The organism is Fictibacillus arsenicus (assembly GCF_001999465.1).
Lineage (GTDB): Bacteria > Bacillota > Bacilli > Bacillales > Fictibacillaceae > Fictibacillus > Fictibacillus arsenicus.
Map to the genome: position 1 here is coordinate 482,933 of NZ_MQMF01000001.1, position 21,441 is coordinate 504,373.

Annotated in this window: 20 protein-coding genes; 6 read left to right on the forward strand and 14 right to left on the reverse strand. The window is 37.9% G+C overall.

The features are described 5' to 3' along the window. Positions 1-6: 6 nt before the first annotated feature. The 7 genes from UN64_RS02345 to UN64_RS21460 all read right to left on the reverse strand — a co-directional run bounded on the left by UN64_RS02345 (position 7) and on the right by UN64_RS21460 (position 7,246). Complete coding sequence (locus UN64_RS02345) at positions 7-1,275, reverse strand: ABC transporter substrate-binding protein (protein WP_077359489.1); 1,269 nt, start codon at positions 1,273-1,275, stop codon at positions 7-9. Between the two features lie 22 nt (positions 1,276-1,297). Next, positions 1,298-2,179 (reverse strand): carbohydrate ABC transporter permease, encoded by an 882-nt coding sequence (locus UN64_RS02350; RefSeq protein ID WP_077359490.1) that lies wholly within the window; start codon positions 2,177-2,179, stop codon positions 1,298-1,300. Then, entirely contained in the window at positions 2,169-3,053 is an 885-nt protein-coding gene (locus tag UN64_RS02355; protein WP_077359491.1) for a carbohydrate ABC transporter permease, read from the reverse strand. The genes UN64_RS02350 and UN64_RS02355 overlap by 11 nt, the downstream gene beginning before the upstream one ends. Before the next feature lie 12 nt (positions 3,054-3,065). Next, positions 3,066-4,286, reverse strand: a complete 1,221-nt coding sequence (locus UN64_RS02360) for an ROK family transcriptional regulator (protein ID WP_077359492.1) — start codon at positions 4,284-4,286, stop codon at positions 3,066-3,068. Positions 4,287-4,995: 709 nt separating this feature from the next. Then, a complete protein-coding gene (locus tag UN64_RS02365; RefSeq protein WP_077359493.1) occupies positions 4,996-5,445 on the reverse strand; it encodes a YndM family protein in 450 nt (149 codons plus the stop codon). An 86-nt stretch (positions 5,446-5,531) separates the two neighbouring features. Next, the gene (locus tag UN64_RS02370; protein WP_077359494.1) at positions 5,532-7,130 is read right to left on the reverse strand and encodes a sodium:solute symporter family protein; all 1,599 of its coding nucleotides are present in this window, start codon (positions 7,128-7,130) and stop codon (positions 5,532-5,534) included. Next, a complete protein-coding gene (locus UN64_RS21460) occupies positions 7,127-7,246 on the reverse strand; it encodes a symporter small accessory protein (protein WP_347400180.1) in 120 nt (39 codons plus the stop codon). The genes UN64_RS02370 and UN64_RS21460 overlap by 4 nt, the downstream gene beginning before the upstream one ends. Before the next feature lie 270 nt (positions 7,247-7,516). Here UN64_RS21460 and UN64_RS02375 point away from each other — a divergent pair, with 270 nt between their 5' ends. Then, on the forward strand, positions 7,517-8,230 hold the full coding sequence (locus tag UN64_RS02375; protein WP_077359495.1) for a hypothetical protein: 714 nt from the start codon (positions 7,517-7,519) through the stop codon (positions 8,228-8,230). A 32-nt stretch (positions 8,231-8,262) separates the two neighbouring features. On the opposite strand, the gene UN64_RS02380 is transcribed toward UN64_RS02375, so the two are convergent. Further along, complete coding sequence (locus UN64_RS02380) at positions 8,263-8,679, reverse strand: hypothetical protein (RefSeq protein WP_077359496.1); 417 nt, start codon at positions 8,677-8,679, stop codon at positions 8,263-8,265. Positions 8,680-8,843: 164 nt separating this feature from the next. Here UN64_RS02380 and UN64_RS02385 point away from each other — a divergent pair, with 164 nt between their 5' ends. Together UN64_RS02385 and UN64_RS02390 are read left to right on the forward strand one after the other, a co-directional pair. Further along, complete coding sequence (locus UN64_RS02385; RefSeq protein ID WP_077359497.1) at positions 8,844-10,154, forward strand: alkaline phosphatase family protein; 1,311 nt, start codon at positions 8,844-8,846, stop codon at positions 10,152-10,154. 49 nt (positions 10,155-10,203) lie between these two features. Beyond that, the gene (locus UN64_RS02390) at positions 10,204-11,475 is read left to right on the forward strand and encodes an MFS transporter (protein WP_077359498.1); all 1,272 of its coding nucleotides are present in this window, start codon (positions 10,204-10,206) and stop codon (positions 11,473-11,475) included. A 60-nt stretch (positions 11,476-11,535) separates the two neighbouring features. On the opposite strand, the gene UN64_RS02395 is transcribed toward UN64_RS02390, so the two are convergent. From UN64_RS02395 to UN64_RS02415, 5 genes are all read right to left on the reverse strand, one after another. Continuing rightward, complete coding sequence (locus UN64_RS02395) at positions 11,536-13,656, reverse strand: YhgE/Pip domain-containing protein (protein ID WP_077359499.1); 2,121 nt, start codon at positions 13,654-13,656, stop codon at positions 11,536-11,538. 224 nt (positions 13,657-13,880) lie between these two features. Next, positions 13,881-14,216, reverse strand: a complete 336-nt coding sequence (locus UN64_RS02400; protein WP_077359500.1) for a spore coat protein — start codon at positions 14,214-14,216, stop codon at positions 13,881-13,883. A gap of 15 nt (positions 14,217-14,231) precedes the next feature. Further along, positions 14,232-14,522 carry a hypothetical protein gene (locus UN64_RS02405; protein ID WP_077359501.1) on the reverse strand — a complete coding sequence of 97 codons (291 nt, stop codon included), beginning with the start codon at positions 14,520-14,522 and terminating at the stop codon, positions 14,232-14,234. A gap of 418 nt (positions 14,523-14,940) precedes the next feature. After that, positions 14,941-16,131 carry a M14 family zinc carboxypeptidase gene (locus UN64_RS02410; RefSeq protein WP_077359502.1) on the reverse strand — a complete coding sequence of 397 codons (1,191 nt, stop codon included), beginning with the start codon at positions 16,129-16,131 and terminating at the stop codon, positions 14,941-14,943. A 426-nt stretch (positions 16,132-16,557) separates the two neighbouring features. Further along, positions 16,558-17,601 carry a CapA family protein gene (locus UN64_RS02415; RefSeq protein WP_077359503.1) on the reverse strand — a complete coding sequence of 348 codons (1,044 nt, stop codon included), beginning with the start codon at positions 17,599-17,601 and terminating at the stop codon, positions 16,558-16,560. A gap of 230 nt (positions 17,602-17,831) precedes the next feature. Between UN64_RS02415 and UN64_RS02420 the strand changes: the two genes are divergently transcribed. The 3 genes from UN64_RS02420 (at position 17,832) to UN64_RS02435 (ending at position 20,492) form a co-directional block, all read left to right on the forward strand. Beyond that, positions 17,832-18,191 (forward strand): DUF4383 domain-containing protein, encoded by a 360-nt coding sequence (locus tag UN64_RS02420; RefSeq protein WP_077359504.1) that lies wholly within the window; start codon positions 17,832-17,834, stop codon positions 18,189-18,191. A 411-nt stretch (positions 18,192-18,602) separates the two neighbouring features. Then, positions 18,603-19,487: a formate/nitrite transporter family protein gene (locus tag UN64_RS02430; protein WP_077359506.1), complete on the forward strand. Its 885-nt coding sequence runs from the start codon at positions 18,603-18,605 to the stop codon at positions 19,485-19,487. Positions 19,488-19,586: 99 nt separating this feature from the next. Then, on the forward strand, positions 19,587-20,492 hold the full coding sequence (locus UN64_RS02435; protein WP_077359507.1) for a DMT family transporter: 906 nt from the start codon (positions 19,587-19,589) through the stop codon (positions 20,490-20,492). A gap of 204 nt (positions 20,493-20,696) precedes the next feature. Here the strand turns inward: UN64_RS02435 and UN64_RS02440 are convergent, their stop codons facing one another. Next, positions 20,697-21,431, reverse strand: coding sequence for an amino acid ABC transporter ATP-binding protein (locus tag UN64_RS02440; protein ID WP_077359508.1), 735 nt, complete (start codon positions 21,429-21,431; stop codon positions 20,697-20,699). Between the last annotated feature and the right edge of the window lie 10 nt (positions 21,432-21,441).

Sequence of the window (21,441 nt, forward strand, 5' to 3'; positions counted from 1 at the left end):
TGAGTTTTATTTTTTGATCAAAGTGTTTAATTCTTTCTCCACATTCTTTAAAGCTTCTTCTGGTGTAGCCTGACCGAGCTTTACTTTATCTAGCTCTTTACCAAACATATCCGTCATCTTGCTCCATTCTTCGATCACTGGTGGAACTACTAACGTATCAAGTGCTTTAAAGACAACATCTCTGCTCTCTGGTGGTGATTTTTCTAAATAACCCTTTACAAGAGCGTCGTTCGATACAGCAGGAAGTTCCCACGCACTATCGATTCTGATCTTCGCAGCTTCCTCAGAGCTACTCATGAACTGTGCCCATTTCCAAGCCGCTTCGGCGTTCTTTGTTTTCTTTGAAACCGCGAGTCCGTTCGCGAAGAAGTGATGGGCTTTTTGTGTGTTTCCTGGCTCTAATGCTATGTCCCATTTAAACGGTACATCTTTAAAACCATCAAACATCCAGATTCCTGTACGAAGCATTGCGATTTTGCCTGCTTTAAACAAATCTTCATTTGCCTGACCTGACATCTCTTTTTCTGTTGGAGTCACATGGTATTTGTTCATCTTATCCATCATCCATGTTAAAGTCTCCACGTTTTCAGGGCTATTTACGGTTACTTCTGTCTTGTCTTCGTTTAGAATCGAACCGCCATTTTGTGCGATCGTCTTATAGAATTCCCAAAACTGAACAGGTGAGTACGTACCCCAAACACCATTCTTTTTATCCGTTAGTTTCTCAGCTGCCGCTAACTCTTCTTTCCACGTCCAGCTGTCGTTCGGATACTCAACACCCGCTTTATCAAAAAGGTCTTTGTTATAGAAAAGGACAACATTTGAGAAACTTTCTACCATTCCGTACTGTTTGCCATCATACTGAAAAGCTTCATACGCTTTTTTGTTGATACTATCTGGATTAAAGTTCGTATCTTTTTCGATAAGTGGATCGAGTTCTAAGAGCGCTCCTTTAGAAGCGTAACTCACAAAGTTTTCATAGTTTAGTTCAAACACATCCGGTGCGTTGTTCCCAGCGATCTGGGTTTGAAGTTTTGTAAAATAATCATCAAAAGATGCCAATTCATAATCTACTTTAATTTTTGGATTCTTCTTCTCAAACGCAGCAATCATCGCTTTTAGTTCATCTTCATGATCTTCACCCGGTGAAAACGCAAAGTACTTTAGTGTTACGGTGCCGTCTTTACTTGTACCCGTGGATTGTTCAGAACTACACCCTGCGATAATCCCTATCAACAGAACGAAAATAAAAGCCCAGATACCCGATTTTTTCATGTTTATACCCCTCATCTTTTTTTTATTTAATCCCACTTAATGTAATACCTTTGATGAAGTACTTCTGAGCGAATAAATAGACAGCTAAGATCGGAATGACACTAATCACGACACCAGCCATTAATAGATTCCAATCTGTTGCCCACCTCCCTTGAAGAATTGAAAGTCCAAGTGGCAGTGTCATCAGATCTTGGTTACTCACGATGATCAACGGCCATAGAAAATTGTTCCACGATTGCATAAATGAAAAGATGGCTAAAGTAGCAAGAGCCGGTTTTGATAATGGCAAGATGATCTGAAAGAACACCCTAAAATGACTGGCTCCATCAATAAATGCCGCTTCTTCTAAAGATTTTGGTATTCCTAAAAAGAACTGTCGCAACAAAAATGTCCCGAATGCGTTAAATAAACCCGGAAGAATCAAACCTTGATATGTATCCAGCCAGCCGAGATACTTCATCAGAATGAATTGAGGTGTCATCGTGACCTGCATCGGGACCATCAGTGTCGCAAGATAGATAAGAAATAACGTGTCCCTTCCCTTAAAATGAAGTCGCGAGAAGGCGTAAGCCGCCATTGAACAAAGTAGCAATTGTCCAAGCGTTGAAGTGACAGCTACAAAAAAGCTGTTAAACAAGAACTTCCAGATCGGGAACGATTCGGCTACTTGTGCGTAGTTGGTGAGTGTAATTGTCTCCGGTATGAACTGTGGTGGAAGCGTCATCGTTGCTCCTTGATCTTTGATTGATGTTGATAACATCCATAAAAAAGGGATGATCATGATGAGTGCCCCTAGACTGATCGTCGAGTAGAAGGCGATTCTTTTCAGCCATTTTCTCTTGTTGAGGGAGATGACGGGTTGTGTTGTTTGTTTTTTCGTGACGATCGTTACATCACTGTTCATAATCAACCCACCTCTTTTGAAGTCTGTTTTGGATCAGGGTAACAATAAATATGATAAGGAAGAGTACCCATGAGACCGCTGAAGCATAGCCCATTTCAAAATAGCGAAAAGCATGGTTGTAAATCTTCTGAACAAGGACCGTTGTCGAACCGGCAGGTCCACCTTCAGTCATGATCATGACCTGATCAAACACTTGAAACGAATTGATCAATGAGATAATAAGGATGAAAAAAGTCGTAGGTGTAAGAAGTGGAATCGTGATGTGAAGAAACTTTTTTATCGGCGAAGCCCCATCAATTTCAGCAGCTTCATAGTACGTTTCCGATATGTTTTGTAATCCTGCTAAAAATAAGACCATAACAAAGCCTGTATCTTTCCAAACACTCGTTAGTACAATAGCTATCATCGCCCATTGTGGATCTTGTAACCAGTCAGGACCGACAAACCCAAACCAAGATAAAAAGTAGTTAACCAGACCATAGGTTGGGTTGAAGAGCCATTTCCAAATGAGGGACACGGCGACCCAAGATGAAACAACAGGGATGAAATAAGCTGCTCGGAAGAAAGCTCTTCCTTTCATGTTCTTATTTAAAAGCATCGCGATACCAAGAGCTATAATCAATACTGTTGGTAAGTATGCAATTATAAACAGAAGTGTGTTCTTTAGTGCAGACCAAAATTCTGTGTCTTCAATGATTCCTTTATAATTATCAAATCCGATAAACTCAGGAGTTGATAATAAATCCCACTTCGTAAAACTAAGTCCGAGGGATGTGAGTATAGGTATACCAATAAAGACGAGAAATCCGATAAAGTTAGGTAACAGGAAAAAACTGATGACTAGCCATTTTTTCCAACCTTTATCCCCTACCATCTTTATCCTCCTTTACTTAATTAAGAGTTCTGATTCCTCATATAACGGAACTTGGAACAGTTGATTGATCGCAAGGAGAGCTGCACCTTGCACCCATGCATCGTCACCGAGTTTAGATAACTTGATCTGGGTCTTACAGTTCGCGTTTGAGAAAAAGTTTTGATCAGCGAGTTTAAGTGCATAAGGAAGGAAGAAATCTTTTGCGATCATGCCCTCTCCGACTAATACGACCATCGAAGGGTTGAAGCTGTTGATCGCACTTACCATGCCAACGCCAATGTTCTTACCAAGTCTCTTTAAGAGTTCAATAGCTAAATCATCTCTTTTCGTTGCTGCTTCATATACTTTAGAAAACGAGAAGTCTTCATCTAATAGAGTGGTTGCATATTGAGCTTTTAGATAGTTTCCTTCTATGGCTAAGAAGGGTTCAGATGCATACATCTCAAGGCACCCGTTCTGACCGCAATGGCATTTATAACCGTCGATGTTGACGATGATATGCCCAAATTCTCCTGCCCCTCCATGTTCCCCGTAATAAAGTTGATTGTTGATTACAATCCCAGTACCGATTCCCGCTCCGACGGATAGACAGATAAAGTTTTTGTGCAGACGACCGATACCTAGACAATACTCTGCCAACGTGTAAGCGTTTACATCGTTATCAATAAAAATAGGAACATTAAAGCGTTCTCTAAGTTGTGCACAAAGGTTGATATCCTCCCAATTGAGAAGCGTTGATCGTAAGACCTTTCCATTCTTACGGCTAATGAGTCCAGATGAAGCGAGTCCGATTCCTAAGATGTATTCATTTGTGATTTCGAACTGGAATAATATTTCTTCAATGCCTTGCTGTATCATGTTAAGAACGACTTCAGGTGAACTTCCTTTGATGAAAGAATAATGTTTTTTTAAGAGGATGGTAGCTTTTAAGTTTGTGAGGGCGATGATGACTTGTCTTTCTTCGATCTTAATGCCGAACGTGTAGCCGAAATTGTCATTCAGCTCTAAAAGGATGGGACGTCTGCCGCCTGTTGAAGTAGCGGTTCCAACCTCATAAACCAAGTTGTGCGTAATCAAGTCTTCCACAATATTGGTTACAGTCGATAAGCTAAGTTTTACTTTCTTTGATACATCTGTTCGACTAATCGGGCCGTTAACCCGAATGTTTTCGATCACGAGTGCACGGTTGATATCTTTGATCAGATTCCGATTCCCTATACGTAATTTATCCATAATCATACCTTTCCTTTATTTTCTAATTATGATTATAACTTCCTTTATTCAGTGAAGCAAGTATATATTTTAATTTTTCTGACATTTATTTTTAAAAGAGAAAGCTAATCCTCGTTGATTAAGATTAGCTTTTCATGTTAAAGAAAAAATAGATAGTTAGGATACCTATTTAGTTATTACATTGGTAGTTGAGGTGATTAAAGAGCCCTTTTCTAAAACTCTTTTTAGACTCTTTCTAATTTCCAAAATGAATTTTAATAAAAATCAGTGCACAAATTAGTGCACAGACGTATTTTATTCAATTGGTTTAAATTGTTTTAAGTTTATTCAGAATTTCTAAAAACCCTTATAATATAAGACTTATTTAATCTTATTGAATCTGAATTAACTCAGTTTTATTTCTGAATTTCCTCTGGCAGCCAAAAGGTCAGCGGTTCGATCCCGCTAGTCTCCACCATAAATTAATCAGTAAATCCCTTTGAATCCTTCAATTCAAAGGGGTTTTTTTATTTGATATTCTATTGATTCTTCCAAAAATAGTAGTAAAACATACTATAGGTGGCAGCAACATTGATTCAGCACAAATAGTGTCTGGATAAGAAACTATCCTCACCTGGTGCTCTTAGAAACAATAGAAAATTATAAAACAATTTAAAAATACCATGAGAATTCCATGGTATTTTTTGTACAAGTTATCAAATCAGACGTATTATTTTTTCTTTTTGTCTCTGGGATCTTGCTCTTCAGCAAACTCAGTCGCATACCTTAGGCTTGGCTGTCTAAATCTTCTATGCTGACGCTTTACTTTTTTTCTTGCTGGCATATGTTTTAATAAGTATTGATGCACGAAAACTTCCCCTGCGGTTATAATACCCGCAGAAATAATACTTCCCCACGCAATTTGAAGGTACCCGTTTAAAAGAATAGAACCAAAAACCCATACAATCATATAAATTAAAATAAATTCCGCCATTAGAGTGTTCTTTTTACCAAGTCGCGGTAAAAGAATTCGATCAGCAAGAATATAAGATACCGCTGTAGCCGTTACTGCGAATGAAATGATATCACTGATTGATGCATCAAAAAATAAATCCAGTGCAATCCAAAACGCGATCAAAGAAACGATAAATTTGATTAAAATACCTTTAACTTGTTCCAATGAAAGACCTCCTTATTCTGTTATTAGTTTGCAACAAAATAAGAAGGTTCATACTTAAGCAATTTGAATCATTTTGTCAGAAATTTTTATTCAGAAACAGCAGGAATTATTTCTGTTTTATCTCTTTGTTTTTTTACGTTTGCGCTTTTGTCCATTAACGTTACAGCAATAAATACACCTGTTGAAAGAGGCAGAGCATAAATTAATGGATCAACATGGGTCCATGGGAATGGCAATAGTGTGGCTTTTCCAAAGAGAGCTTGTGAAAGACCAATGGCTGCTGCTTCTTTTAGATGGAAGAATAAAAACCCAATAATACTTACGGTAAACCCAGTGATCATGCTAGCAGTAGCGGCAGCTTTTGTTGCTCTTTTCCAATAAAGTGCTCCGATAAGAGCAGGTAAAAATCCAGCAGCACAAATTCCAAACCAAAACGCAGTCGCTTGAGCAATAATCCCTGCAGGAAGAAGATAGGCAAGAATTACTGCTGCAACTACCCCAATTAATACTCCAATTCTTGAAGGACTCAGTCTTGAGCCGAATAAAGTGTTAACGCCTAATGTCTTCAAAATATCCTGTCCAAAAGCCGTAGCTTGTACATGTATTAATGAACTGATTGTAGAGATCGTCGCTGAAAGAAGAGTTAACGTAAATAAATAGATAAACCAATCCGGCATAAGCTGATTAATAAAAATCGGAATAATTAAATCAACATTTCCTTTCGCAACACTTAATGATATTTCACCTGTATTATTATAAAAATATAGGTTGCTTAAAGGACCAATGACGAATGCCGCACCAGTCATGAAGAAGATAAAAATACCCCCTACAAGAACAGATCGATATAACGCCCGGTCGTCCTTTACCGTCATACATCTCATTGCCAGCTGCGGCTGGGCCAAAACTCCGACACCGACTCCCATTATGATTGTACTGACAATTGTCCACCAAAGCGGAGATCCAAATTCCGGCATGCTTGTCCAGCCTTGATGGCCTTGGTCAACAAGTGCCTGTGGTACAAGATCTTTCAATGCACTTAAACCGCTATGTCCATCTACTATTCCGCCAACCGCTTTATATGTAACAAACAAGAAAATGGCCATTCCAATAAGCATGATGACAGCACCAAAAGCATCGGTATACATAACCGCTTTAGTGCCTCCAGTGATAACATAAATAGCAATGATAGCAGCAAGAATAATCAGTGCAAGGTTAAAGTTCATGGACATTGATTCTTGCAGGAACCTTCCTCCGCCGATTAGGACGATACTTGTATAGGCTGGCATTAGCACAAAAATCATGATTCCTGAAAAAACGGTAATGAATTTTGAATCGTATCTTTTACCTAAAAGTGTAGGAAAAGTCGTTGCATCTAAGTTTAAAGAAAGCTTTCTAATTCTCGTTCCGAAGATCGCAAAGGCTACAAAAATTCCTAAAACGATATTTAAAAAGGCAAGCCATAGTAAGCTGAATCCGTGTGCGGCTGAAACTCCCCCAAATCCAACAATAGCGGAAGTACTAATAAATGTAGCACCATAAGAAAGTGCCATAATGGAAGGATGTATATTTCGCCCGCCAACTAAATAATCAGATTCAGTTACTGTTTTTTTGTATCCATAATAAGCCAGCCAGGACATGATACCCATATAAACGATTAGGACTGGAATTAAGATCGCAAAATTCATTTTGAATCTTCTCCTCCTTTATTCCACATCACTGCTCCAAAAACAGCACATCCTACAGCAGAAACCACCGTTGCAATCCAAACAAAAGTTATTACTCCGTCTTCCATTCCAAGCAAACCAATCTCCTCCTAGAACTTCAATTTGTAAACTTGGTATACAAACAACTTTGTTAGCGCTTTCATTTTACGGTTTCGTTTTTATCCTCCTTTACAATTTTTATCATAAAATGTCATAATTTTTAGATTTCTTCTTCGCGCAAAATATACCTTTAATTTTATTTATTCATTCTGTTTATGTAACATTTATGAAATATTTTTGTAATAATTGAAACCAAATTAGGTTTACTTTCGTCTAATAAGTGAACAAGCTTTTAAGGGGGATTTAAATTGAAGAAAAGAAGTCGTACGGTAATTTTTACAGTTTCAGCACTGCTTATAGTTGGTGTCTTAACTTTTAATAACTTTGATAGCCAAGCTAAGGCAACTTCAGAACTATCCAGAAGTGATATAAATAAAATACATACACCTGATCATTCAGCGGAAACTATCCCAGCTGTGAATGTTAAAGATCAAAGTGAACAAAAAAAGTTTGGGGAAGAAAAAACTTCACTAATTGACGATGTTAATAAACAACCATCACTCAAGATCTCACAGTCTAATGATGGACAAGGCCAAATTGAAGATAATAAGCTTGTAAAAAGCGATAAGAAAACAACAACTATTGAAAAAGAAACCACAGTTAACCCTGAAACAAGAGTGGTAGATGGTTATACTTATGTAAATATCACGGATTCTGCAGAAGAAAATTTAGCGGATTTAGTAGAAATAGCAAAAAAGCATAATGGTGCGTTATACGCGATTGAATATAGTGATTCTTTTGCGATGTATTCCAATGAAACAGGTGAACCTCTTATCATGTTCAGCACAGGTTCAAGGTCTGTTCCTGTTGAGCATGCATCCATCCTTTACGACATGCACCCTTCAATTAAAGAGCAAATAAAATCTGTAATCGATACTGGAAAGGAAACAGTCGTTGAACTTGGTGAATTCGAGAGCTACTACATTTCTAAAGCAGACGGAAGAATTTATCTTTCATTTTAATCAATAAAAAAGTCCTCCATTCAGAGGGCTTTTTATTTTTTCTTATTTATTTCTTTTAGGGCTACAACTTTTAAAGCAATCAATTCTTTTTCTGTAAATTTTTCTAATAACTTTTCATAAACTGCTACTTTTTCTTCTTCACTCAAACCCCCGCTAACCTGCTCTCTCGTTCTGGCTAATTCAGTTACTGTATACTTCTCAGAAATCAGATTTACTGCTTCTTTTCTCGTGGTAAATGGAAGATCTTTCGGGTTCGTTTCCCCTGTTTCTATGTATTTTCTAATCTCTGGATCCTCAAGAAGCTTGTTTATCTCTTCTTCATTAGAAGATAATTCTCTAGAAATCTCGCTCATTGCTTTTTCAGACGCATAGTCCATTACGTATAAATAGCTGATTACACCTGTTGCTATAAAAAACATGAATACAACACCAAGCCACCACTTAACCATCTAATCACCATCTCATATTTAGATAGTTTATTCATAACACACCTTCAAATTTTTGGAAAGTGACGATTGAGATTTTTAAAAGATTTCTTTTAGTCTTACATCCCGTTCGTTTCTATTATGCTATTATTTACCATAAGAGCAGACTATTTAAGCTGGAGGTCATTATGCCGCGTCTTACTGATCATTTAATCGTAATCTCTTTTGATTGTTTATCCTCACTAGATTTTCCTATGCTACAGGAACTTCCGAATTTTAAAGATCTTTTACAAAGAGGATCATACTGCAATCAAGTTCAAACGATATATCCTTCTGTTACTTATCCTTGTCACACTACTATTGTGACGGGAAATTATCCGAAACGTCATGGGATCGTTAATAATACGTTTCTTCAGCCAGGGAGATTATCTCCAGATTGGTATTGGCATCGCAAACATATAAAGGGAACGACTTTATATGATGAAGCAAAAAAAGCCGGTATGACGACCGCAGCATTATTATGGCCAGTTACTGCGAGAGCAAACATCGATTATAACATGCCTGAAATATTCGCTAACCGTTCTTGGCATCATCAGGTTCCTGTCTCTCTATCAAATGGAAGTGTCCGCTACCAATTAGATATGAACAGACGTTTTGGTCATCTTCGGAACGGACTTAATCAGCCTGAACTAGATGATTTCGTATTAGAATCCACGGTACATACGATCATGACAAAAAAACCAGAACTGCTTCTCGTTCATTTTGTTGATTTGGATTCACAGCGTCACTACCATGGCTTTTCATCAAAAGAGGCGATGGCAGCAATCAAGAGACATGATGTTCGTTTAGGACGGATCATTCAAGCGCTCAAAGAAAGCGGTATATATGAAAATACTACGGTCGTGGCTCTAGGAGATCATAGTGCTCTCGATGAATCAAAAGCGATTAAACTCAACGTATTGTTTAAAGAAAAAGGTTTGATAGATGTTGATGAAAGTGGAAAAGTGAAAAGCTGGAAAGCATACTGCAAGAGTTGTGATGGATCCGCATATATTTACTTAAATGATCCATCAGATCATCATACAAAGGAGGTAGTAGAGAAGCTTTTGAAGAATCTAGTAGTAGATCATGCAAGCGGTATTGAAAAAGTCATCAGCCAGCATGAAGCAGCAGCTATGGGAGCAGATGAAAACTGTTCTTATATGGTAGAGGCAAGACGAGGCTTTTACATCAAGGAACAAATTGATGGAGAATTTATCGATTCTATTACCGAAAGAGATGTAGAAGCAAAACGCTATACTTTAGCGTCACATGGCTATTCACCTGAAAAAGAAAATTACACTACAGTATTTATGGCAGCAGGAAAAGGAATCCGTCCTAATGTGTCAATACCTTCCATGCACCTTGTTGATGAAGGACCAACTTTTGCTAGACTACTTGGCCTTGATTTGAGAAGCACAGATGGCTCAGTGATTGAAGATTTCATTTATGATTCTTAACAGGCTGTTATGAACCTAGTAAAAAATCGTTTAAGAGAGGATAAACCAAATGAAACGGTTTACGAAAGAAGAGAATAGCTGGATGTTCTATGATTGGGCTAATTCCGCATACTCCATCATCATTACAACAGCCGTATTTCCTCTATTCTATAAGGCTGCGGCCATGAAAGCCGGAGTGAGTGCTTCTGATTCAACTGCCTTTCTCGGTTATACGATTGCCGTTGCGACTTTTATTCTGGCCATGCTTAGCCCGATACTAGGGACGATCGCAGATTATAAGGGACTTAAAAAACGGTTTTTTACATTCTTTTTTATCCTTGGATTGGTCTCTACAGCATCGCTTGCTTTTATACCAAGTGATCAATGGCTCTTATTATTAATTTTTTATACACTGACAGCAATAGGTTCTAGCGGATCAAACGTCTTCTACGATGCATTTATTACGGATGTAACAACTGAAGACAGGATGAACAGAGTATCGTCAAGAGGTTTTGGTTTAGGCTATATCGGAAGTACAATTCCCTTTATTATCAGCATCGCGATAATCATTTTGGCTCAAAATGAAGTATTACCGTTTTCAACCACGATTGCAAGTAAGATCGCATTTCTTATTACGGCTGTATGGTGGGGTATTTTTACTATTCCAATGTTGAAGAATGTATATCAGCGCTACGGTATTGAGCGAGAACCAAAACCTATTGTTAACAGCTTTAAACGTTTAAGAAATACGTTAAAAGAAATTCGAAAATACCGTGCATTGTTTTTATTCTTGCTTGCTTATTTCTTTTACATTGACGGTGTAGGGACAATTATTACGATGTCCACTGCATATGGTTCAGATTTAGGGATCACATCTACTAACTTGTTAATTATCCTGTTTGCCACTCAGGTTGTAGCAGCGCCGTTTGCTATTCTTTATGGCAGATTAGCAGAGAGATTCACAGGAAAAACGATGCTGTACGTAGGAATTTGCGTTTATATTATTGTTTGTATCTATGCTTACTTTTTAAAAACGACGCTCGACTTTTGGATATTAGCGATGCTAGTCGCCACTTCACAGGGAGGCATTCAAGCATTAAGCCGTGCTTATTTTGCAAAACTGGTACCGAAGAAAAACGCAAATGAGTTTTTCGGATTCTATAATATTTTCGGTAAGTTTGCCTCCATTATGGGACCATTGTTAGTTGCTGTTACCGCTCAAGTTACAGGCAACTCAGCCAGTGCTGTGTTCAGCCTTGTCGTTCTGTTTATTATTGGCATTACGATATTGTTTTTTGTTCCCGAACCTAAAATTGATTCTAATCATTCAATCAGTGCATAACCATACAAGAAAGAAGACTGAGCTAAAAGGTTTCCCTTTGGTCAGTCTTCTTTCTGCTTTCTATGCCGTAACTTCCCTCTCTTGACTTTGTGTTCTGTCCTTTTTGAAGTTAAATACGACAAAAGCCAACAGGGCAAACACAATGAGAAATGTTAGCAGGATGGCCATGTTCGAAATAGCAGCTCCAAAGTCGTTTAACGAAATGACTGATTTAAACCCTGCGATTGAATAAGTAAATGGCAAGTATTGACTAAGGCTTCTATATTGCTCTGGCAGCATCTCGATCGGAAGGTTTGCACCTGTTATCGAAAGCTGCATGATGACAAATCCTAACGCGATAAAACGTCCTAAGTTTCCACCAAAAGCTGCTAAAAAAAGAACAATGGCAGAAAAGGTGATACTAACAACCAGAGCAAAAAGGATCAGTCCGCCAAAGTTGCTCACATTCACTTTTAAAATCAATACTACAAATAATAACAAGATCGCCTGAACAACAGCAAGAGACGCTAGATTAAGAAACTTTACCGCAAACCAGTTAAAGCTTGAAATAAACGGCGGCCTTTTAAAATCAATAAACAAAGACATAATTAAGATCCCTACGAACAACGCAAGTGTAATTACATATGGAGCAGTTGAATCACGATAGTGCTCATATTCATTTACTGTTTTGCTTTTCAGCTGAACAGGAGAGGCAAACATATTGATATTATCTTTGTCATTCATACCACCTGTTTTATCAGCACCTGATTTAAGGCCAGATGATAGTTTTTCGCTTCCATCATTAATTTTGCCTGCACCATCATTTAGTTTAGTTGCTCCTTGGGACAGCTTCTTCCATCCTTCATCAACTTTTGCGTTTCCATCTGAAATTTTACCCGCTCCAGAATCTAATTTAGTGACTCCTGATATTAATTCGTTCCAGCCTTTATCTACTTTTGCATTTCCTTCTGCGATCTGGGCGGCCCCAGATTCAAGTTTTCCTGCTCCTTGATCAAGTTTTGTCTGTCCGGCAACTAGCTGATTAAGTCCATCATTAAGGGCTTCTGTACCTGGTGCAACTTTATAAGCGATTCCATCCGCTACCGAAACCGCTCCTTCATTCAGGGCAACTGATTTTGTGGAAAGATTATTTAATCCGCTTGATATCTTCTTTGCACCATCAATAATCTGTTGATAATAGGGTCCAACATTTACAGTTGGATTAGCCTTCTTATATTCTTCAAGGCCAGCAACTAATTTTTGTGCACCTGCTGCAAGTTCAGCAGAACCATCCTTAAGTCTGCCTGTACCATCTGCGACCTTTCTGCTTCCTGGCACCAGCCGTTCTGCTACACCATTCTTCAGTTCCTCACTGCCATTTTCAGCTTTTTGAAGTCCCGCTAGAATTTGCGAAGACCCATCCTTTAAGCTGACGGTCCCTTCGTGCAGCTGTTTTGATCCATTTGCCAATTTGTTAATATCTCCAGATTTTTCATTAAGTTTATTTAGTAAAAGCCCTGTTCCACTTTTTAATTCCTTTGTTCCATTTGCGAGCTTCGTAATATCTGACTGCTTGGAAGTAACAGAGTTTACAAGTTCATTTGTTCCCTTATGAAGCTGATCTGTTCCAGCAGCAAGCTGTGATGATCCGTCTGCAGCTTTTCCAAATCCATCAGAGACTTCTCCTAATATGTTTGCTGCATAGTTTTCAGTAATGGTATCTGCAAGTTTTTCACGCATTTTTTGTGCAGCTGTTTCTGTTACTTTTGAAGCCAGGAAATTTAGCCCTTGATTCTGGATGTATTCTAATTCAAGCTTTTTGGGATTTGAATCTGTTACGGTAGTTACCCTTTCCGAAAAATCTTCAGGTATGATAATGGCCATATAGTAATCGTTTTTCTGAATTCCTTTAATTGCTTCTGCCGAATCAACAAATTTCCAGCCTAGATCTTTTCCCTCTTTCATATTCGCTACTAGATCACTGCCCACATTGATAGGCTGATCACCGGAGAGAGCACCTCTATCATTATTGACTACGGCAACTGGCAAGTTAGAAAGATTGTCATACGGTCCCCAAGTGGCTGATAAAAGTATTCCGCCATAAACAACAGGTACAAGCAAAGCTGCAATAACTGAAAAAAGAATGGCTTTATTTGCAGCGAGTTTGCTGAACTCTGCGGAAAGCAACTTAAATGTATTCATTTAGAATCCCTCCATATGTATGTAAGACTTCAAAATGAATGAGTCGCCATTCATTTAATTATCATAATATTCAAATAATAAGTAGAAATCCAGTCTATTTATAAAAACACATATTCTTTACTAGTTACTCCTACACAGAAAGTAGTACTTTAAAATATTGATAAAATAGGACCAAGTATACAAAAAAGGATGACCTTTTAAGATCATCCTACTGGTTAACTATTTTATTGTGCTGGTCCCTGATGCGGAAACTGATTCATATAGTTCAAAAATTGCTGGTAGGTTTGCTGCATTTTTGGGGCATCCGCTGCTTCAAGTGCATACCAGCCCTTTTTAAACATTATGTTGTAAAGTTCTCTTTGCATTTTTTGAGTTTCATTAAAAACAGCAAGAAGGTCTCGATAGAGAGCTTCATGGCTTGCTTCATTTAAAGCTACAGAATAAGAATCTGTCATATATTTTTCATAAGATAAAATATCATTAATGAAATCCCGGTCATTCATCTCTGGCGTTTTAGGTACTGCAGACTCTGGATTTTGAATTTTATTAGGCTCATTCATTTTTTTTACTCCTCTCTAGTTTTGTAAATTAGCTTGTGTCTGATTCATAGCTGACTGTTGAGATGAGATATGCCCTATAATTTTTTTATAGTGGCTTTCATGCATTTGACATGCCTTTTCAAGTGTTGCTTTAATTTCTGGATCTTGACACTGAGTTGCCATAAAATGTGCTTTTTTCATTCCAAGCAGATTCCAAGAGAGCATATCTCTGACATAATTAAGATCTTTTCCTGTTATTACTTGCGGCGGGTTTTGATATACAGGCTGCTGCTGATTTTGCATCTGATTTTGATTCTGTTGCTGCATAAAGAATAACCTCCTTCATATTTTTTCCATATTATCTTTCCTAACTCTTAAGGGATTATTCATTTTCTTTTATATAAAGGCTGTTTTCCCTTACATTGCTGCTTTTGAAAGTAGTTAATTTCCGCTCCAGGCTGCTCGCTTTCCACGGGGCGTGCGGTGAGCCTCCTGCCGCTTTGCGCCATTAGGAGTCTCCACCTGACCGCATCAACGAAGTATCCTTGCTCCTGTGTCTACAAGTATATGCTATCGATGCGAGCTTCCTTGTCGCATGCCTAACGAGATGCTTCTCATGTGGTAGGTACGCTCCAATCAACTTGCAATGATGAGAATAAAAAATTCCTAAAGCAACAATCCTTTAGAAAAGAACGTATATAAAAAAACAAGCAGCAATCCACTGCTTGTTTTAGCTTTTTGTTTTTTACTTTAGGATCCATTTAGGTCCAAGTATGGTTTGTATACGATAAAAGTTCCCATATGCCCCATTCACTTTATATGTTCCAGCATACAGACTCGCTGCAGCCATTTTATGTTTTGCATTTGGGCGATCATGCAGGGGTACTTTTTGTGTCAGGGTAATGGTTTTCGTCAGAGGTGTTATTCTCTTTTCCCACCTCTTATCTCCTTCAATCGCCATATATAGACCTGCTTTTTTATTGCGGTTCCATTCTTCTGAAAAAATGGAGATTGGAGGATTTGTTTCTCCTGCGTAAGGTGCAAGCTCAAAAGTAAATCCAGGACGTTTAAATGTTTGAATGAACCAGTCTTTATATCCGCCTCCACTGGACAAATTCGTATCAGGAGGAATTAGTCTGTACCCTGTCATACCAGATAGAGTAGTTCCTAGTGCCTTATCACCTTCATATGTATTGGTGCCATAATTAAAGTGGTAATAAAGAATTCTCCCTGCAGTATGATAGGAGTTTGTAATTTCCGGATCCACTAAGTATGTAAGAGCGGCAACTGTTTTTGCTTCAGTCGTCTGAAGTGGCGCTTTCCCTTTATAGTCTTTGTAATAAGGTGCTTTTGCATTATTATCTATTTCTTCCCAGCGGGCAGGATACTGCCTATTTAGGTCTATTCCTTGTGCATTGGATTTCCATCTTTTGAAGTCTTTGCTTCCGCCGTTCATTTTTATAAGGTTGGCATGTGCTGCAGATGGAAAAGCGGATAATCCCTTTTGCTGTAGAGTCACCCCATCTGGATTTGTCATTGGCACAAACCATATGGATGTGTTATTAAGGACATGTGCAACATTGTATCCGTCCATCATTCCATTTAATACATACTTCTCACTGTACTGATCGATCATCTCCATCACGATATTCGTCGTGATCCATTCTCTGGCATGATGTGAGGCGTTATACAGCACTGTCGCATCACCTCTGCCAAGCTTTACTGCCCATATGTCTCTTCCATAGGGTGTTTTTCCGAGGGAACGGTATTGAACTAGCCCCGGATATTTTTGTGCAAGAGTTTTAATATTACTCGTCATCGTTTCATATGTATACGTTTGATTCGGGTTTACATAGCTTGCTGCTTGGGCTTTATCGCTTATAGCTGACATCCCAACTAACATTAATGCAAAAATTAATATAAGTCCCTTTTTCACCATTTCATCTCCTTCCAAAAACTTTAATTATTTGAATATATTAAAATTATATAGAGGAGATGAGATTTCTGCGCATGAGTATAGTAGTCTTTAATATTTCATTTTGTTTACTTAATCTAAGACAATTCTCATGATTAATTGGTAATCATCAACAAAAAATGAGAAACCTAAAGTCTCTCATTATACATCAACATTTTATTTAAGCTCTTTTTTTAGAGATTGTTGCTGCAGAAAGATCCTTGAAAAATTCTTCAATTGAATAGTTAATTTGAGCGGAAGGACGAGACTCCAGCAGGATGAGTGGGACAGGTGAGACCATTCAATAACGCGGAGCGGCGAATGGGCTCACCGCACACCCTGCGGAAAGGGAGTCCTGAAGCGGAAATTAACATCCTTCAAAAGCAATAAAGCATACTAAAATAGTCTTTATTTAAAATCATACCCCGTTAAGTTTATTTGGTAGGAAAGATCCTCTAATTTAGCTAGTATGCGTTCTTCCTCTTTTGAATCTAGTTTTATAACCATGTTATTTTTAATGTAATATGGTTTAAACTGCATACCTATTTTTCCATTTACAATATTAATTTTTAATAATCCCGTTTCTGCACTATCACCTTTTACATAGTCAGGAAATATAAAGTTCCCTAAGGAATAAGCAATAGGTTTCCCTTTGTAATACTGGAAACCTTGAAGAACATGGGGGTGAGAACCAATAATAGCGTCTGCTCCAGCTTCTATCATGGTTTGTGCATAGTTCACTTGATACGGTTCTGGGTGCTTGCTTCTTTCTTTCCCCCAATGCATGTAAACCATCAAATAATCGCACATTTTGCTCTCGCGGCTGACGATATCTTCTAGGAGATCTAGGCTGTAACCGTTAGCTAGCCCCGGACTGCTTTCCCCTGCTACCCATGATGTACTTGGCAGTACTCTAGAAAATGCTAGAAACCTGAATTTCTTTCCTTTAATCACAACCTCTTTTGAACTGTATGCTTCTTTCTCATTACCTCCTGCTCCTATATAAGACATCTCATATGTATGTATGTGCTGCATGGTATCAAGCAGCCCTTTTGTTTCGTAATCCATTGAATGGTTGTTAGCTAGAGAAATAAGGTCAAACCCAGCATTTCTAAGACCCTGTAAAGCTATAGGATCTGACTTGAAGTTATATTCTTTCGTGAAAACTCCAGTATGGTTGGTAACAGCTGTTTCAAGGTTTACAACAGCATAGTCACTTGCTTCAATTTCTTCTTTCACATAACGAAAAGGATAATCCGGTCCCTTTGTCTTAACGGTGTCCTTTATTGACCAGTCCATCATTGTATCACCGGCAAACACAATCGATATTTCAGGGTTTACATAATCATATATCGATTGTTGCCAAAAACGTTTAATATGATTTGCATCTAAAACAGACGTACTCGAAAATAAGATCGTTGTAGAAAGCACTAAATTTTGCAGTACGTTCATTTGTAATCCCCCTGCCCTAGGTTTGCATGAAGATTATACATAGTCCCGTCTGAAAAATCTGTCACAATACGATGAAAAAGAACTCAAATCTTGTAGAAAACATTTAATTGGAATAATAAGAGATATACCTTCATAAATTTATTTAACAAATGTTATACAATAGGTTTACAAAGTTTGAATATGTGGAATAAAATGTTTGTAATCATATTTAAAAATTGGGAGGGATTAGGATGGCAAGTAAGTTTGTAAAGGTTCTAGGTATTGTTTTTCTTATTCTAGGTGTTATAGGTTTCGTGTTTCCAATGGAAGGATTATTTCATCTGACACCGATTCATAACGTGATTCACATTGTTTCTGGTCTTGTGGCTCTGCTTATGAGTTCAAGTGAAGCAAAAAGCGTTCTTTATGCAAAGATCTTTGGAGCTGTGTATCTACTTGTAGCTATACTAGGTTTGTTCACCCACGAATTTGCAGGAATCATGTTTATGGTTGCAACAAACATTCTTCATTTTGGAATTGCCTTTTCATCTTTATATGTCGGTTTTAGATCTAATGCATCTGCAGCAGCTGGACATACTGCATCTAGATAAGTACATTGTTTATGAAAAAAGAGCACTCCGCTTTTGCGGAATGCTCTTTTTTTATCTTTATATGTCAAATAGTAAATTCAGCGCTTCTTTTTACCATTTTCAAATTCCTCTTCAAAGAAAAAAGTACTAGGATGTTCACTAACTTTGTAACAATATTTCTTCATATGTTTAACATACTGAAATTTTGAGATGGTGACGCATTCACCCGTTTTTAAAACCGTTACTGTATCACCTTGATTAAAAATGTTCCCTGATCCTTTCAAGTGAGCACTTCCCTTCCTCTCTATTTTACCACATATCTAGAATGGGCATTAGATTACATTTAAAATACTTTCTTCTTTATTTAGTTTTTAGGTTTCTTGTTTTGGGAAGAGTAATAAAACAAGAATGATGAAATTTGAGGGAAAATGAATGAAAAAAAACCAAAAAAAGACACCAGATGTACCTGATCGTCAGTATTTCTTTCCAGCACAAATTATTGAATACTTTATCGAAGAAGGAAAAGAATCCTTAAAGATTACGAACTTAGCACAATTTATACTATCTTTTATGGCCGGTGCATTTATTGCATTTGGAGCGCTTGGTTCTGTCCTTTTATCAATGGAAGTCCATACACCAGGACCATATAATTTGCTGGCAGGTGTAGGATTTGCTATTGGATATGCCATGATATTCTTATCTGGTTCCATACTATTTACAGAGATTAATGTACTGCTCCCTACTTATATTTTACAGAGCAAGTTTTGGATCAGCAAAAATGTTTTGCGTTTCTGGGGAATTTGTTATATCGGAAATTTCTTAGGTGCCCTTTTTGTTGGATTATTACTGAATTTATCAGGCTCTCTTGATAAAGAGTTTTATGAAGGACTGCTTAAATTCATGGAAAAGAAGATGGAATTTACAGAGCGAGGAACATGGGGATGGTTTCAAGTCCTTTTTTCAGGAATTCTTGCAAACTGGCTGATTGGGATAGCTGCAGTTCTTGCTACAGCAGCACGTGATGTAATGGGTAAAATCTTTGGTATTTTATTGCCGGTAATTATATTTGAAGCCGGAAACTTTCAGCACGCTGTTGCAAATATGGGATATTTCAGTATTACCGTTTTAGAAGGATTTGAATACAGCTGGTATGAATTCATACTTCTTAATCTGATTCCCGCATCTATAGGAAACTTAATCGGCGGCGGAATCCTTGTATCACTTCTGCTATCATTTGCTTTCAAAGATGATATTGATGAAGACATCGTAAAAGATGATGATGAAACTGATAAAATTTCTGATAAAGTTCATAAGTAGAATACAAAATCATCACCTTCATTGTCATATACAGTGAAGGTGTTTTTTGTTAGAGTTCAAATAGGAACAGATTTTCATCAAAACAAAGGATGTATTACTATGTCATATCAAACGAAAATCGCATTTCTATTTGTATCGATCGGTGCATCTCTATGGGGAATAATTGGTTATTTCGTTAAAGAGCTGGCTTCGATCGGATTCACGCCTTTACAGATTGTATTCTTAAGAGCGATTAGCGCATTTATCTTCTTTTTCATATGGATCATTATTTACCGTCCCGGTCTCTTAAAAATAAAATTAAAAGACAGCTGGTATTTTTTCGGTACAGGCGTGCTGAGTGTTTCTTTCTTTAACTGGTGTTACTTTACAACGATTCAGCACTCATCACTGGCTATCGCTGCTATCCTGTTATATACTGCACCTGTTTTTGTTTTGTTGATCTCTATCTTTGTTTTTAAGGAAAAATTAACGTGGCAGAAGCTTACGGCATTATTCATCACTTTTTTAGGCTGTATGTTTGTTTCGGGTATTTTTTCCGGAAATTTCTCCGAGCTGTCTTGGACAGGATTAATTACTGGACTCGGAGCCGGTTTCGGTTATTCCCTTTATAGCATTTTTGGTAAATTGGCATCAAAAAAATACGAAACACTGACGATCAGCTTTTACACATTTTTGTTTGCTATGATCGTGTTATTTCCAATAAGCGGTATATATTCTTCTGAAACGGCAGATTTTGATGCCAATGCACTCATGCATACAGCAGGACTAGGACTGTTTCCTACTGTATTAGCTTATTGGTTCTATACGCAGGGATTAAAACAGGTAGAAGCGAGTAAAGCGTCTATCGTTTCGACCGTGGAGCCAGTTGTCGCAACTATTATGGGACTAATATTATATAAGGAGTCCGTATCTTTCATTCAGATTACTGGTATTCTGCTGGTGCTTGGTGCAGTACTGCTTGTACAAGAACGTAAAACAAAGTCCGTTCTGGATGCTTCATTATAAGCTTCGTTGACAAGTTGATTGGAGCGCAAGGCGAGACTCCTGCGGGACTAGCGGGACAGGTGAGACCCCGCAGGCGTTATAGGCCGAGGAGGCTCACCGCACGCCCCGCGGAAAGCGAGCATCCTGGAGCGGAAATCAACCACATCCAAGAGCCTTAAAAAAAGCACAATAAAAGGGTGCAGCATGATGCTGCACCCTTTATGATTAAAGAATGGAACTTAAGAAATCCTTTGTTCGATCTTCTTTTGGGTTATCAAACAATTCAGATGGTGTTCCTCTTTCCCAAATCTGTCCATCATGCATATATACCACTTCATCTGCTACTTCTTTAGCAAAGCCCATCTCATGCGTAACAACAACCATTGTCATTCCTTCTTGGGCAAGCTCTTTCATTGTAGCCAATACTTCACCAACAAGTTCAGGATCTAGTGCTGAAGTGGGTTCATCAAATAACATGATATCGGGTTTCATAGCAAGTGCTCTTGCAATAGCAACACGCTGCTTCTGTCCACCAGACAGCTTGGCTGGATATACATCTGCTTTATCCGATAAACCAACCTTATCAAGTAAGATCCTCGCATCTTTTTCAGCTTCTTTTTTATCTTCATTCTTCACCATAACAGGTGCTTCCATTACGTTTTCAAGAACGGTTTTATGAGGAAATAGATTAAAGTGCTGAAATACCATTCCTACTTTTTGGCGTACTTCATTTAAATTATGTGACTTTGGATTAACTTCTTCTCCTTCAATCACAATTTTCCCGCCATTCTTTATCTCCAGAAAATTAATACAGCGCAGCAGCGTACTCTTCCCTGATCCGCTTGCACCGATTAATACGACAACATCACTTTCATTAACATTGAGATTTACTTCTTTTAATACCTCTAAATCACCGAAGCTCTTTTTCAGGTTTTCGATTCGAATCATTTCTCTTTTCATATAATCTCCT

Coding starts and splice junctions, on each gene's coding strand:
- UN64_RS02435 (WP_077359507.1), top strand. CDS start 19,587: ATGTCATATCAAACGAAAATCGCATTTCTATTTGTATCGATCGGTGCA.
- UN64_RS02355 (WP_077359491.1), bottom strand. CDS start 3,053: ATGGTAGGGGATAAAGGTTGGAAAAAATGGCTAGTCATCAGTTTTTTC.
- UN64_RS02390 (WP_077359498.1), top strand. CDS start 10,204: ATGAAACGGTTTACGAAAGAAGAGAATAGCTGGATGTTCTATGATTGG.
- UN64_RS02350 (WP_077359490.1), bottom strand. CDS start 2,179: ATGAACAGTGATGTAACGATCGTCACGAAAAAACAAACAACACAACCC.
- UN64_RS02405 (WP_077359501.1), bottom strand. CDS start 14,522: ATGCAGCAACAGAATCAAAATCAGATGCAAAATCAGCAGCAGCCTGTA.
- UN64_RS02360 (WP_077359492.1), bottom strand. CDS start 4,286: ATGGATAAATTACGTATAGGGAATCGGAATCTGATCAAAGATATCAAC.
- UN64_RS02415 (WP_077359503.1), bottom strand. CDS start 17,601: ATGAACGTACTGCAAAATTTAGTGCTTTCTACAACGATCTTATTTTCG.
- UN64_RS02420 (WP_077359504.1), top strand. CDS start 17,832: ATGGCAAGTAAGTTTGTAAAGGTTCTAGGTATTGTTTTTCTTATTCTA.
- UN64_RS02385 (WP_077359497.1), top strand. CDS start 8,844: ATGCCGCGTCTTACTGATCATTTAATCGTAATCTCTTTTGATTGTTTA.
- UN64_RS02395 (WP_077359499.1), bottom strand. CDS start 13,656: ATGAATACATTTAAGTTGCTTTCCGCAGAGTTCAGCAAACTCGCTGCA.
- UN64_RS02345 (WP_077359489.1), bottom strand. CDS start 1,275: ATGAAAAAATCGGGTATCTGGGCTTTTATTTTCGTTCTGTTGATAGGG.
- UN64_RS02400 (WP_077359500.1), bottom strand. CDS start 14,216: ATGAATGAGCCTAATAAAATTCAAAATCCAGAGTCTGCAGTACCTAAA.
- UN64_RS02380 (WP_077359496.1), bottom strand. CDS start 8,679: ATGGTTAAGTGGTGGCTTGGTGTTGTATTCATGTTTTTTATAGCAACA.
- UN64_RS02430 (WP_077359506.1), top strand. CDS start 18,603: ATGAAAAAAAACCAAAAAAAGACACCAGATGTACCTGATCGTCAGTAT.
- UN64_RS02370 (WP_077359494.1), bottom strand. CDS start 7,130: ATGAATTTTGCGATCTTAATTCCAGTCCTAATCGTTTATATGGGTATC.
- UN64_RS02440 (WP_077359508.1), bottom strand. CDS start 21,431: ATGAAAAGAGAAATGATTCGAATCGAAAACCTGAAAAAGAGCTTCGGT.